This is a genomic window from Streptomyces sp. NPDC048383 (assembly GCF_040651775.1).
In the GTDB taxonomy this organism is placed as follows: Bacteria; Actinomycetota; Actinomycetes; order Streptomycetales; family Streptomycetaceae; genus Streptomyces.
On the sequence record NZ_JBEZKS010000107.1, the window covers coordinates 1 to 11997 of the forward strand.

The 11997-nt window shown below is 71.0% G+C and carries 11 protein-coding genes; all 11 read right to left on the reverse strand.

Annotation, left to right across the window (positions count from 1 at the left end):
- Nucleotides 1–77: 77 nt before the first annotated feature.
- Entirely contained in the window at nt 78–3929 is a 3852-nt protein-coding gene (locus tag AB0D46_RS37470) for an amino acid adenylation domain-containing protein (RefSeq protein ID WP_362884439.1), read from the reverse strand.
- A 306-nt stretch (nt 3930–4235) separates the two neighbouring features.
- Nucleotides 4236–5177: a ribose-phosphate diphosphokinase gene (locus AB0D46_RS37475; protein WP_281210119.1), complete on the reverse strand. Its 942-nt coding sequence runs from the start codon at nt 5175–5177 to the stop codon at nt 4236–4238.
- Nucleotides 5178–5191: 14 nt separating this feature from the next.
- Nucleotides 5192–6274 (reverse strand): alkene reductase, encoded by a 1083-nt coding sequence (locus AB0D46_RS37480; RefSeq protein ID WP_362884441.1) that lies wholly within the window; start codon nt 6272–6274, stop codon nt 5192–5194.
- Between the two features lie 69 nt (nt 6275–6343).
- Nucleotides 6344–7288, reverse strand: coding sequence for a pseudouridine-5'-phosphate glycosidase (locus AB0D46_RS37485; RefSeq protein ID WP_362884443.1), 945 nt, complete (start codon nt 7286–7288; stop codon nt 6344–6346).
- 10 nt (nt 7289–7298) lie between these two features.
- Entirely contained in the window at nt 7299–7532 is a 234-nt protein-coding gene (locus AB0D46_RS37490) for a tautomerase family protein (RefSeq protein ID WP_362884445.1), read from the reverse strand.
- Between the two features lie 138 nt (nt 7533–7670).
- Entirely contained in the window at nt 7671–8609 is a 939-nt protein-coding gene (locus AB0D46_RS37495) for an EamA family transporter (protein WP_362884447.1), read from the reverse strand.
- Complete coding sequence (upp, locus tag AB0D46_RS37500; protein ID WP_362884449.1) at nt 8606–9274, reverse strand: uracil phosphoribosyltransferase; 669 nt, start codon at nt 9272–9274, stop codon at nt 8606–8608. The genes AB0D46_RS37495 and upp overlap by 4 nt, the downstream gene beginning before the upstream one ends.
- Nucleotides 9275–9381: 107 nt before the next feature.
- On the reverse strand, nt 9382–10068 hold the full coding sequence (locus tag AB0D46_RS37505; protein WP_362884451.1) for a phosphoribosylanthranilate isomerase: 687 nt from the start codon (nt 10066–10068) through the stop codon (nt 9382–9384).
- Between the two features lie 146 nt (nt 10069–10214).
- The gene (locus AB0D46_RS37510) at nt 10215–11177 is read right to left on the reverse strand and encodes an alpha/beta hydrolase (RefSeq protein ID WP_362884453.1); all 963 of its coding nucleotides are present in this window, start codon (nt 11175–11177) and stop codon (nt 10215–10217) included.
- 34 nt (nt 11178–11211) lie between these two features.
- On the reverse strand, nt 11212–11382 hold the full coding sequence (locus AB0D46_RS37515; protein WP_362884455.1) for a hypothetical protein: 171 nt from the start codon (nt 11380–11382) through the stop codon (nt 11212–11214).
- Between the two features lie 7 nt (nt 11383–11389).
- Entirely contained in the window at nt 11390–11887 is a 498-nt protein-coding gene (locus AB0D46_RS37520; protein ID WP_362884457.1) for a nuclear transport factor 2 family protein, read from the reverse strand.
- Nucleotides 11888–11997 lie beyond the last annotated feature (110 nt).

The window sequence follows — 11997 nt, forward strand, 5'->3', positions numbered from 1 at the left end:
GACTGGAGTTCTGCAGTGTGCTCTTCGCCTCCGGCGGGGCGGCCGCGTCGCGGGACCGGTCCGGGACCGGTCCGCGCCTACTCTCCGAGCAGGTAGCGGATGTGCTTCACCAGCTCGCCGATGTCCGGCGTGCGCAACAGGCTGTAGTGGTCGGCGTCGAGGTCGATGACCGTCGGCGGGGTGGCCGAGTAACCGCTGCTGTTCTCGATGAACGAGTAGTCGTCACCGCGGGCCTTGAAGATGGTCACGGGCGCGGTGAGGGTGCGCTCGGCCAGCTCGTGGAAGGAGTACTCGAACTCGTAGGTCTGGCCCACGACGTCGATGATGCGCTTCGCGAGGTCGACGTCGATGCCCTTGAGCTCACCGATGAACTCGGCGAAGGACTGCTCGTCCTTCCCGACCTCCAGGCACCTCTCCAGGTCCGGGCCGCTGATGCTGCCGGTGAACACGGAGAAGAGGATCGTCGTGTACGCCTTGTTGGCGTACGAGGCCTCCCGGCCGTACTCGGCGCCGTTCTCGGCGCGCACCGCCGGCGAACCGGGGGCGATCAGGAAGAGGTTCTCGACCGTCTCGCCCGCCTGCTCCAGCTGGTAGGCCGTCTCGAAGGCCACGCGGGCGCCGAAGGAGTAGCCCCACAGGGTGTAGGGGCCGCTCGGCTGGAGTTCCTTGATGGCCACGATGTCGGCCGCGGCCATCTCGCCGATGCTCGCGTACGGGCTCTCGCCCTCGTTGATCCCGTGCGCCTGGATGCCGTAGAACGAGCGGCCGAGGCCGATCTCGCCGGCCAGGGTGCGCAGGTTCATCGGGTAGCCGCCCAGGCCCGGCCAGCACAACACCGGTCGGCCCGTACCCTCCTGGTGCAGCCGCACCAGGCGCGAGGACTCCTGCGCGACCTCGCGCTCCAGGCGACGGGCGAGCTTCTCGACCGTCGGGGACTCCAGGACGCTCTGCAGCGGCAGGGAGACTCCCAGGCGCGAGTTGAGCTCGCGGATCAGGCCGACGGCGATCAGCGAGTTGCCGCCGGACTCGAAGAAGTCGTCCTGGACCGAGACGCTCTCGCGGCGCAGGGACTTCGCCCAGACCTCCGCGATCTCCTTCTCGGTCTCGGTGCGCGGGGCGACGAAGGGACGCTCCACGAGCTCGGCGTTGACCTGGTCGGAGGCGGCCAGCGCCTTCCCGTCGATCTTGCCGTTGGCCGACAGCGGCAGCCGGTCGAAGACCACGACCCGGTTGGGGATCATGTAGTCCGGCAGGAAGCTGACGAGGTCGTCGCGGATCATCTCCGCCGGGCCGCGCATGTGGACGGTGTCCTCGCGCATGCCCTCGTGACCGAGCTGCTCGTCGCTGACCCGGCCGCCGACGAAGAAGTACGACGGGCCGCTCGGCACGCCGCGCTCCGTCAGGACGGTGTCCATCCGGCGGGCCGCGGGCAGCGGGTTGCCGGTCTTGGAGCTGTAGCCGGAGGACATGAAGCCCAGGCCGAGGCCGTTCATCATCAGGTGCTGGAGCTTCTTGCCGAGGGTGACGTAGTGCATCCACGCCTCGGGGGCCCGGCTGACGACCGTGATGCCGAAGCTGGCGGCCTCGAAGACCGACTGGTTGATCGCGATGACGTGCTTCTTCAGGACCACGTCGTCCGAGAAGCGGGTCAGCGCGCCGTCGGCGTAGCGGTACTGGCCGGCGGGCAGGCCCGCGACCTTGCCGCCGTGCGTCTGGAGGTAGACCTCGGCGTGGTCCTCGCGCTGCCCGGCGTGCGGGACGAGCTCGAAGGTGCCCAGGTAGAAGTCCTCCTCCGGCACGTCGAGGCGCTCGCGGACGGCGGGCTCGTACGCCAGGTCCCGGATGTCGAGGCCGTAGGCGGGCAGCACCTGCTCGAACAGACCGACGATGTGACCGGTCTCGATCTCCAGGACTTCCTGGATGTTGTTCTTGTAGACCGGCTCGATGCCGCCCCTCTTGCCCATGAAGTGGATGTGGGCGGTGGGCTTGCCGGTCGGGGTCTTCTCGCTGATCAGGACCAGCTGGTGACGCACCGGCTGGTAGTAGTAGTAACCGGGCTTCAGCCCGGCGACGCCCTCCAGCTCGAAGTACATCTGCGTCGCGTACAGCGCGCCCGGCGAGGCGTAGCCGTACTTGGGGAGCAGCCGCTCCTCGCTGACGTACTGGCCGAACCAGCGCAGGATCTGGCCCAGTTCGGCGGGCGCCAGGTCGGCGGCCTTGCGCGAGTAGGCCGAGGGGACCTGCGCGCCGAGCAGCTCCAGCAGGGACGCCTCGGAGACCGCGCCGCCCTCGAAGAAGCGGTACGTCTTGCGGGCGAACACCCGGCCGCGCTGCTCCGGGGTCGCCTGGGCGCCGGGCAGGTCGTAGGTGGCGCGTCCGGCCAGCTCCGAGTCGTCGCGCAGGCCCGGGTTGGACAGCTGCGCCTTGACCTGGAGCTTGCTCTTCTTGGAGGCGTGGTGGGAGCCGTGGTTGCCCTGGTCCATCAGGGCGGCTTCCTTCTCGCTCAGCTCGACGCAGGCGATCAGGTTCTGGAAGCCGGTGCGGCCGTCGTTCTTGACGATGACGGCGGCGTTGCGGACCCAGTCGTGGTTCTCGATCGCCAGCGAGATCTCGTCCAGCTCGACGCGGTAGCCGCGCAGCTTGACCTGGTTGTCGGCGCGGCCGGCGAACTGCACGGTGCCGTCCGGGTTCCACTGGCCCAGGTCGCCCGTCTTGTACAGGCGGACGGGCGCGGCGCCCTCGGTGAGCTCGACCTCCAGGAAGCGCTCGGCGGTCAGGTCGGGGCGGTGCAGGTAGCCGCGCGCCAGCTGGACGCCGGATATGTACAGCTCGCCGATCTCGCCGACGCCGACGGGCGACAGGCCCTTGTCGAGGATGTGGTACTCGGTGCCGTTGACGGGGCTGCCGATGGAGATGGACTGCGGTCCCTCGTCCAGGGCGGCCGGGTCGACGGTGTACGAGGAGGAGTTGATGGTGCACTCGGTCGGCCCGTACAGGTTGATCAGGGCGCGGCCCGGCATCTCCTGCGTGGCCTGGGTCGCCAGGATGCGGGACAGGGCCTCGCCACCGCTGAAGATCTGCTGCAACGAGGTGCAGGTGGGGAACTTCTCGGTGTCGATGAGGCCCTGGAGCAGCGTCGGGACGCACTGGAGGGAGGTCACGCCGTGCTTGACGATGGTCTCGATGAGGCCCTCGGGGTCGGCGTAGACGCCGGGGGCGCCCATGACGACGGTGGTGCCGTTGGCCGGCGAGAGGATCTCCCACTGCGCGGCGTCGAAGCTCATCGGGGTCTTCTGCAGGACGACCTTGGAACGGTCGATGCCGTGCGCCTCGCGGAGCCAGCCGAGCTGGCTGACGATCGAGTCGTGCTCGATCATCACGCCCTTGGGCTTGCCGGTGCTGCCGGAGGTGTAGATGACGTAGGCCAGGCTGTCCGGACGCGCGCCCGTCGCCGGGGCCGTCGCCGTCGGGAGGCCGTCGGGGACGACGAACGCCTCGGACTCGCGCAGCGTGATGACGGTGACGTCCTTCGGTGCCAGCTCGCGCAGCCGGGACACCAGGCGCTGCTGGACCAGGATGATCTTCGCCTGGCTGTTCTCGATCATGTAGCGCAGCCGGTCCTCCGGGTACTCCGGGGACAGCGGCAGGTAGGCGCCGCCGGCGGACAGGATGCCCCAGGCGCCGATCATGAGGTCGAGCGAGGGCTCCACGAAGAGGCCGACGCAGTCGTCCGCCGAGACGCCGAGGTGTCTGAGGTAGTCGGCCAGTCCTGAGCTCCTGGCGGCCAGCTCCCGGTAGGTGAGCTTGTCGTCACGGTAGATGACGGCGGTCGCGTCCGGGTGCTCGGCGACCCGCTCGGCGAGCAGGCCTGGCAACGTCTTGTTCCCGCGAAGGGTGGGCTCGAGCACGCTGGTCTCCTGAAGAGTCATTTCCCGCTTCCTTACTTTCCGTTGTGGAACAGCGGGCGTGCTCGGACGCCCGCGCCCACCGGGCTCCGGCGTTGCGGCGGGCCCGGTGGTGCGACGGCTCACCGATCGTGGGGGGACCTCCGCACGAGGCGGACGCCGCGGTGCGGTGAACCGTCAGAAGCCGAGGTGGCGACTCGGCGAGGAGAAACCGATGAGCGGTGGCGCCCGGCCGTGGCCGCGGCGCCCGGTGGGAGCGGATCGGCAGGCGGGTGCGCCTGTCTTCCCGTACGGACGGACGGGCCCCCGTCGGCCCGTCCGTCCGGGCGGTCACCGGCCTTGCAGCAGCCGGGTCACCGATCCGTTCTCGAACACCTCACGGGACGCGCTCGCGATGAGCGGGGCGATCGACAGGACGGTGACCTTGTCCAGTCCGAGGGCCCCGGGCACCGGCAGGGTGTCCGTGAAGACGAACTCGCTGACGCGCGAGTTCTTCAGGCGGTCCGCGGCGGGCCCGGAGAGCACGCCGTGGGTGGCCGCCACGATGACGTCCCGCGCGCCCTGGGCGAACAGGGCGTCGGCGGCGGCACAGATCGTGCCGCCGGTGTCGATCATGTCGTCGACCAGGACGCAGACCCGGTCGCGGACGTCACCGACCACCTCGTGGGCCGTGACCTGGTGGGCCACGTCCTTGTCACGCCGCTTGTGGACGATGGCGAGCGGCGCCCCCAGCCGGTCGCACCAGCCGTCCGCCACGCGCACGCGGCCGGCGTCGGGCGAGACCACCGTGAGGGATTCGCGGTCCACCTTGGCGCCGATGTAGTCCGCGAGGACCGGCATGGCGAAGAGGTGGTCGACGGGGCCGTCGAAGAAGCCCTGGATCTGGTCCGCGTGCAGGTCGACCGTCAGGATCCGGTCCGCGCCGGCCGTCTTGAGCAGGTCCGCCACCAGGCGGGCCGAGATGGGCTCCCGGCCGCTGTGCTTGCGGTCCTGCCGCGCGTATCCGTAGAACGGCAGGATGACCGTGATGCTGCGCGCCGAGGCCCGCTTCAACGCGTCGATCATGATGAGCTGTTCCATGATCGACTTGTTGATCGGCGCCGTGTGGCTCTGGACCACGAAGCAGTCGGCGCCGCGCACGGAGGCGTGGTAGCGGATGTAGATCTCGCCGTTGGCGAAGTCGATCGCCTTCGTCGGGACGAGCGTCGTACCGAGCTCGGCCGAGATGGCCTCGGCGAGCCCGGGGTGCGCCCGCCCCGAGAAGAGCAGCATCTGCCCGGAGTCGCTCACGCCGCGCCGGCCGCGGCGTGCGTCGGGTAGTCGGTGTAGCCGGTGTGGTCGCCGCCGTACCACTTGGTCGTGTCGTCCTGAGCCAGCGGGGCGCCGGTGCGCAGCCGCTCGACCAGGTCCGGGTTGGCGATGAACGCCGAGCCGAAGGCGATGGCGCAGCCGACGCCGCTCTCCAGCGCCTCGGTGGCGATCGCCGCGGAGACCGCGACGCCGTTCTCCGGGTGCGGGCACAGGATGATGGTGCCGGTCCACTGGGCGCGCAGCGCCGCGGTGTGGTCGCGGTCGCCGCCCTCCAGGAGGTGGATGAAGGCGATGGGCGGCAGGGCCGCGACGAGCGCCTCGTAGATCGCGCGGGTGTCGCCCTCGACGATGTCGTTGTACGGGTTGGCGGGCGAGATGCGCACGCCGACGCGGTCGGCGCCGATGCGCTCGGAGACCGCCTCGATCACCTCGATCGCGAAGCGGATGCGGTTCTCGATCGGGCCGCCGTACCGGTCGGTGCGCCGGTTGGAGTTCTCGGCCAGGAACTGGTGGAGCAGGAAGCCGTTGCCCGCGTGGACCTCGACCCCGTCGAAGCCGGCGTCGATCGCGTTCTGCGCGGCGTCCGCGAACTCCTTGACGACCTCGGCGATCTCCTCGACCGTCAGCGCGCGCGGCTCCGGGTAGTCCAGCGGGCCCGCGGGACCGTAGGCCTGGCCGGCCGCGGCGACCGCGGACGGGGCGACGGACCGGTGGCCGCTCGGGTACAGGTCCGGGTGGCCGATGCGACCGGCGTGCATGAGCTGCGCGACGATCTTGCCGCCGACGGCGTGCACCGCGTCGGTGACGGGCTTCCAGGACTCGACCTGGTCCTGGGAGTGCAGGCCCGGGCTGTTGCTGAAGCCCTGACCGACGACGCTGGGCTGGACGCCCTCACTGATGATGAGGCCCGCGCCGGCGCGCTGGCCGTAGTAGGTGGCCATCAGCTCGGTGGCCAGGCCCTCGGGGGTGGCGCGGTTGCGGGACATGGGTGCCATGACCACTCGGTTGCTCAGGGCCAGCTTCCCCAGAGTGACCGGCTCGAACAGCTTCTCGGACATGTGACTCTCCAGATTCGGGTCAACGCGTGGTGCGGAGGTGGAACGGAAACGCCGGTGGGGCGCGGCGGATCAGCCGCCCGCCCGCTCGGCGAGGTGGCGGGAGTGCGCGACGGCGAGGCGGCCCGCCGCTTCGGCGCAGGTGGCGAGGACGGCCATGTTGGCGCGGGCGGAACGGCCGTCGGTGGCGGCGTCCACGGCGCGCATCAGGTACTTGGTGATGCCCTGGCCGGAAACCCCGTCGCGGGTGGCCTCGGCGACGGCGGCCCGGATGGCCGTGTCAACCTCGACCGAGTCGATGGCGTCCTCCTCGCGGACCGGGGTGGTGATGAGGAAGGAGCTGTTGTTGCCGAGCGCCCAGTGGGCCTCGATGGCGCGGGCGATCTGCGTCTCGTCGTCCAGGCGGTGGGGCGCCCGGTGGCCGCTCGTACGGCAGTAGAAGGCGGGGAAGTCGTCCGAGCGGTAGGCGACGACGGGGACGCACTGCGTCTCCAGGTACTCCAGCGTCAGGCCGAGGTCGAGGATCATCTTCGCGCCCGCGCAGACGACGGCGACCTTGGAGCGGGTGAACTGGATGAGGTCCGACGAGACGTCCCAGGTCTCCTGGGCGCCCCGGTGCACGCCGCCGATGCCGGCGGACGAGAAGAAGGGGATCCCCGCGAGCTCGGCCGCCACGACGGAGGTCGCCACCGTGGTGGCGCCCAGGCCGCCCTGCGCGAGCACGACGGGCATGTCCCGGCTGGACACCTTGGGGATGCCCGGCAGGGAGGCGAACCGCTCGACGTCGGCCTCCGACATGCCGACCCGGATCTCGCCGGCCTCGATGCAGATCGTCGCCGGGACGGCGCCGCCGGCCCGTACGGCGTCCTCGACCTTGCGGGCGGTGGCCGCGTTGTCCGGGTAGGGCAGGCCGTGCGTGATGACGTTGCTCTCGAGGGCGACGACGGCCCGGCCTTCGTGGAGGGCCTCGCGGACCTCCTCGGTGTAGACGACGGGGATGCCGCTGCTTGCGCTCATCGGGGTTCTCTCAACTCTCGTTCCAGTAGCCGGGCGCCCTGAGGAGCAGATCCCGGCGGGCCGCTATCTCGTCGAGGACCTGGGTGTCCCAGTCCTCCGGTGTGACCGGCTCCAGGGAGATCGAGACGGTGTCCTCGCCGGTGGCGAAGGTGCGCGTCACGGCGGCGGTGACCGCCTCGTCGATCTCCCTGAGCTGTTCGGCCGTGAAGTTCCTCGGGTAGTGCCTGACGTGGATGTGGGGCACGGACTCGGTCCTCTCACGGGTCGGCGTGGGGTGGGTGGCACACCGCGGACGGGGGAGACCGCGGTGTGCCACCCCCACTCCGTGCCCTGGCCCGGGGGGCAGGTCGGGTACGGAGTTCGGGAGCGGGAAGCAGGCCGGTCAGGCCTGTACGGATTCCCGCGGGATGGTCGTGGTGGGCTCGCCGCCCGGCTCGGGCTTCGGGTCCGGCTTGTTCCGGCCGCCGCCCCGGGGTTGGGCCAGGATGACGGCCGCGACCACGGTCAGGGCGCCGGCGATCTGGAGCGGCGACAGCGCCTGGTCGAGGACGAAGTAGCCGAGCAGGGTGGCCGCCAGGGGCGAGGCGAAGCTCAGGAACGAGACGGCGAGGGCCGGGAGCCGCTGCACGCCGCGGAACCAGATGGCGTAGGCGAACAGGGCCCCGATGATGCCGAGGTAGGCGAAGCCCCAGAGGTTCTCGGCGGTGATCTCGTCGGGCAGTCCCTCGCCGATCAGGGCGATCGGGAGCAGGACCAGGCCGCCCACCGTCAGCTGCCAGCCCGTGAAGGGCAGCAGGCCGACGCCCTCGGGACGGCCCCAGCGCTTGGTGAGCACGATGCCGGAGGCCATGCTGACGGCGCCGAGCAGACCGGCCACGACGCCGGTCGTGTTGAGTCCGGCGTTCGGCTGGAGGACGAGCAGGGCCACGCCGGCCGCGCCGAGCGCGCAGGCGGCCACGTGGACCGGCTTGATCTTGTCCTTCAGCAGCACGGCGCCCAGCAGCAGCACCAGCATCGGCTGGATGGACATCACCAGCGCCGCGACGCCGCCGGGCAGGTTGTAGGCCGCGACGAACAGGAGGTAGAAGAAGGCGCCGATGTTCAGGACGCCCAGGACCAGGGCCCGCCACCACCAGATGCCGCGCGGCAGGGTCCGGCCGATGAGGACCAGGATCAGGCCGGCGGGCAGGGCGCGCAGCAGCGACGCCAGCAGCGGCCGGTCGGCGGGCAGGAACTCGGTGGTGACCAGGTAGGTCGAACCCCAGATCGCCGGCGCGAGCGCGGTGAGCGCGGAGTCCGTCAGCGTGCGGCTGCTCCTCATCGGACCACGGCCGAGTCGGTCGTGCCGAAGTAGCGGTCGCCGAAGTCGCCGATGCCCGGGATCATGAACGCGTTCTCGTTCAGGCGCTGTTCGACCGAGGAGGTGACGATCTTGACGGCCGGGTGCACGCGGTGCACGGCCTCGATCCCCTCGGGCGCGGCGATGAAGTTCACGAAGACGATGTTCTCCTCGCGCACTCCCGCCTCCAGCAGCACCTCGATGGCCGCGTTGGCGCTGCCGCCGGTGGCGAGCATCGGCTCCAGGAGCAGGATGTGCCGGTCGGCGATGTCGTCCGGCAGGTTCTTGTAGAAGAGGTGCGGGAGCTTGGTGGTCTTGTCCCGCTGGATGAGGATCTTGCCGACGCGGACGTCGGGCACCACGGTGCGCAGCTCGTCCAGCATGGAGTCGCCGGCCCGGATCACGGGCACCGCGCACAGCTTGGCGGCGAACTTCAGTCCGTCGTAGGTCTCACCGACCGGCGTGATCGCCTCGTGCTTGTCGAACGGCAGCTGGTCGAGCGCCGATTCCAGGAGGAGGCGGATGATGCGGCGGGAGTAGAACACGAAGTCCGCGCGGGACGCACCGCGGTCGCGGATGATCGTGTGCATGGCCCGCAGCTGGTTGGTCTGCGGCAGCGGGTGGACATTGTGGTGGCCGGTCGCCATGAGAACCTGCTTCTCGTCGGTCGGTGGAGACGGGCTGCGGCCCGGCCCCGGGGGCCCCGCGAAGGGCCCCCGGGCCGCCACAGCCACGTGGTCGGGAGGTGCCGGGATCAGGAAGCGATCTCGGCGAAGGCGCGGCGGGACTCGGCAACGAACTTCGCGACCTTCGCGCGGTCCTTGCGGCCGTCGGGGCCCTCCAGGAGGCTGTGGGCGTCGACGGCGGCGGGCTTGACGGCGCGGATCGCGTCGGCGACGTTCTCCGGGCTCAGACCGCCGGCCATCATCAGGGGCTTGGGCGAGCGGCGGACGAGCTCCGCGCTGACGTTCCAGTCGTGGGTGAGGCCGGTGGCGCCCTTGGCGCCGGTGGCCGGGTTGTAGGTGTCGGTGATGAACATGTCGACCCACTCGGCGACGTCGTCGACGAGCTGGAGCAGCTCCTCGGCGTTGTCCTCCTTGACGACCAGGCTCTTGAGCACGTACAGGTCGGGGCGGTTGGCCTTGAGCTTGCGCAGCTGCTCCGGCTCCACGTCACCGTGGAGCTGGACGGCCTTGACACCGAGCTGGGTGGTGAACGCGCTGATCTCGTCCGCGTCCGTCAGGTAGCTGATGAGGACACCCTCCTGAGGGGCGATCAGACCGGCGATGATCTCCGTGGCCGCGGCCTCGGAGATGTCGTCCTTGCCCGACGGGAGGCGGAGCGGGAAACCGAACCAGTCGACGCCCTCCTCGGCCAGCAGCTTGGCCTCTTCGGCGTCGATGATTCCGGCGACCTGCACCAGGTCCTTCACGTCACTCATGTGTGTTCCTTTTCGGGATGAATCATGCTGAATCAAGCGGGTACCGGCAGAACGAGTGGACGTGTCCCGGTGATGACGGATTTCGTTACACGTCACGGGATGCTCACGAAAAGACTCGTAGGTACCGATCCACGGGTCAACGGGCTTTATGTCAGATCCACGTCAACCTTGTTCAGGTCCCGGTCAGGGGCCGTCAGGACCGGCGTACGGACGACGTCCCGGGCGAGCAGGCGCTCTTCCAGGAAGGACAGGACACGCAGGTGGTAGGTACGAGCGGCCCATCCCAGGCTGATGTTGTGGCCGGCGTCCGGCTGGCGGACCACCTCAGTGGACGCCATCCGCAGCGGAGCGAGCAATTCCTCCACCGCTGCCCGATCGTGCCTCCACCACTGCTCCTGTTCGGCGAAGGTGAAGCGGACGGGAACCCGGATCCGGGCCGCCACCGCGGGGTACGCCGCCGGCCACTCCAGGATCTCCCGGGCCTCCACGGCCGGTACGGGGCGCAGCAGTTCCTGCCCGAGCCGGAAGGCGTCGGGCGGGTAGAACCGCAGGGCCCCCCAGTGCCGGCGCCACTGCACCGGACCGCCGGAGCCGGGCAGCGCGGCGCGGTCCACGGCGAGGCGCCGGGCGATCCCGGAGACGTCCACGCCGAGCAGCGGGCCCCCGATCGGATCCGCACCCGGCCCGCGGTCGCCGAGGGCGGCGGCGGTGGACAGGGCGAGGCGGCCGCCGTTGGAGTGGGCGACGAGCAGCAGGCCCGCGCCGACGTCGTGCGCGCGGGCGAAGCCGGCCAGGGCGGCGAGCAGGGTGGTGGTCTGCCCCGCCAGGTCCTGCCCCTCGGGCAGGACCGCGGCCGAGGCCCCGTACCCGGGCCGGTCCAGGGCCAGGACGGCGTGCCCGAGCGAGGCGCCGAGTTCCAGCAGGGAGAGCCCGGGCCGGGCCCGGCTGTCGAAGTACCCCGCGCTCATCCCGGCGCCGTGCAGGGCGACCACCAGGGCCCGGGGCGCGCCGCCCGGGGGCAGGGCGAGCAGCCCGGACAGCGGGATGCCGCCCCCGTCGAGGGTGACGGCCCGGACGGCGGGCGCACCGGGCTGCGGTGAGGGGGGCATGGCGGAAACCTCCTGGCGGGACGGGCGGAGCGGGTCAGGGGCCGCGGCGCGCGGACCGTCCGCGGACGACGGCGAGTCCCCAGACGGCCCGGCGGCGCAGGAGCGTGGTCATCGTCGGGGCGCACGGCCGCGCCGCCGCCGGACCGGATTCGCGCACGGGTTCCCGGGCGGGGACCCAGTAACCGGCGATCTGCACGGCGTTCACCGGGTTCTCACAGCCGGGCTCCGGCGAACTCGGGCAGGCGGTCGCCGGAGTCCCACACGACGTGGTAGGCGACGCGGTTCAGCCGCCAACCGGAGTCGGTCCGTACGGCGGCGGCCACGCAGTGGCCCCCGACGTCGAACCGCCCCGCCGGGTGGTCCCCGTCGTGGTGGACGTGGAAGGTGAGCTGCTGCGCGCGCAGGGTGGCCCGGTCACCGTCGAGGCCGATGGAGTGGTTGGCGGCGAGGTGGTGCGAGCGTGCCCAGCGCGCCCCCGCCTCCCGCTGGAAGGCGGTGAAGCCCTCGATCCCCTCGGACGTGCCGATCGGGAAGGTGAAGGTGACGTCCTCGGTGAACAGTTCGGCGAACCGGTCCCCGGCGGGCTCGGTCTCCCCGTACGTGTCGAGGGCGCTGACGTACCGGTCGAACAGTTCGCGCAGGTCGGCGCGGTCGCGCAGGATCCGCACCTGCCGGCGCAGGTCCGCGATCTCGTCGTGGGTCGAAGGCATGGCCTCTCCGGATGGGTTGGAGAACATGGGCGGGGGCGGGCGCCTGGCGGGCCAGGGTCTCGTCGAAGTCGTCGCGCTTGCGGACGAGTCCGTAGTCCGGGTAGGAGGCG

Coding starts and splice junctions, on each gene's coding strand:
- AB0D46_RS37475 (WP_281210119.1), bottom strand. CDS start 5,177: ATGCTGCTCTTCTCGGGGCGGGCGCACCCCGGGCTCGCCGAGGCCATC.
- AB0D46_RS37470 (WP_362884439.1), bottom strand. CDS start 3,929: ATGACTCTTCAGGAGACCAGCGTGCTCGAGCCCACCCTTCGCGGGAAC.
- AB0D46_RS37485 (WP_362884443.1), bottom strand. CDS start 7,288: ATGAGCGCAAGCAGCGGCATCCCCGTCGTCTACACCGAGGAGGTCCGC.
- AB0D46_RS37505 (WP_362884451.1), bottom strand. CDS start 10,068: ATGAGTGACGTGAAGGACCTGGTGCAGGTCGCCGGAATCATCGACGCC.
- AB0D46_RS37480 (WP_362884441.1), bottom strand. CDS start 6,274: ATGTCCGAGAAGCTGTTCGAGCCGGTCACTCTGGGGAAGCTGGCCCTG.
- AB0D46_RS37520 (WP_362884457.1), bottom strand. CDS start 11,887: ATGCCTTCGACCCACGACGAGATCGCGGACCTGCGCCGGCAGGTGCGG.
- AB0D46_RS37495 (WP_362884447.1), bottom strand. CDS start 8,609: ATGAGGAGCAGCCGCACGCTGACGGACTCCGCGCTCACCGCGCTCGCG.
- AB0D46_RS37510 (WP_362884453.1), bottom strand. CDS start 11,177: ATGCCCCCCTCACCGCAGCCCGGTGCGCCCGCCGTCCGGGCCGTCACC.
- upp (WP_362884449.1), bottom strand. CDS start 9,274: ATGGCGACCGGCCACCACAATGTCCACCCGCTGCCGCAGACCAACCAG.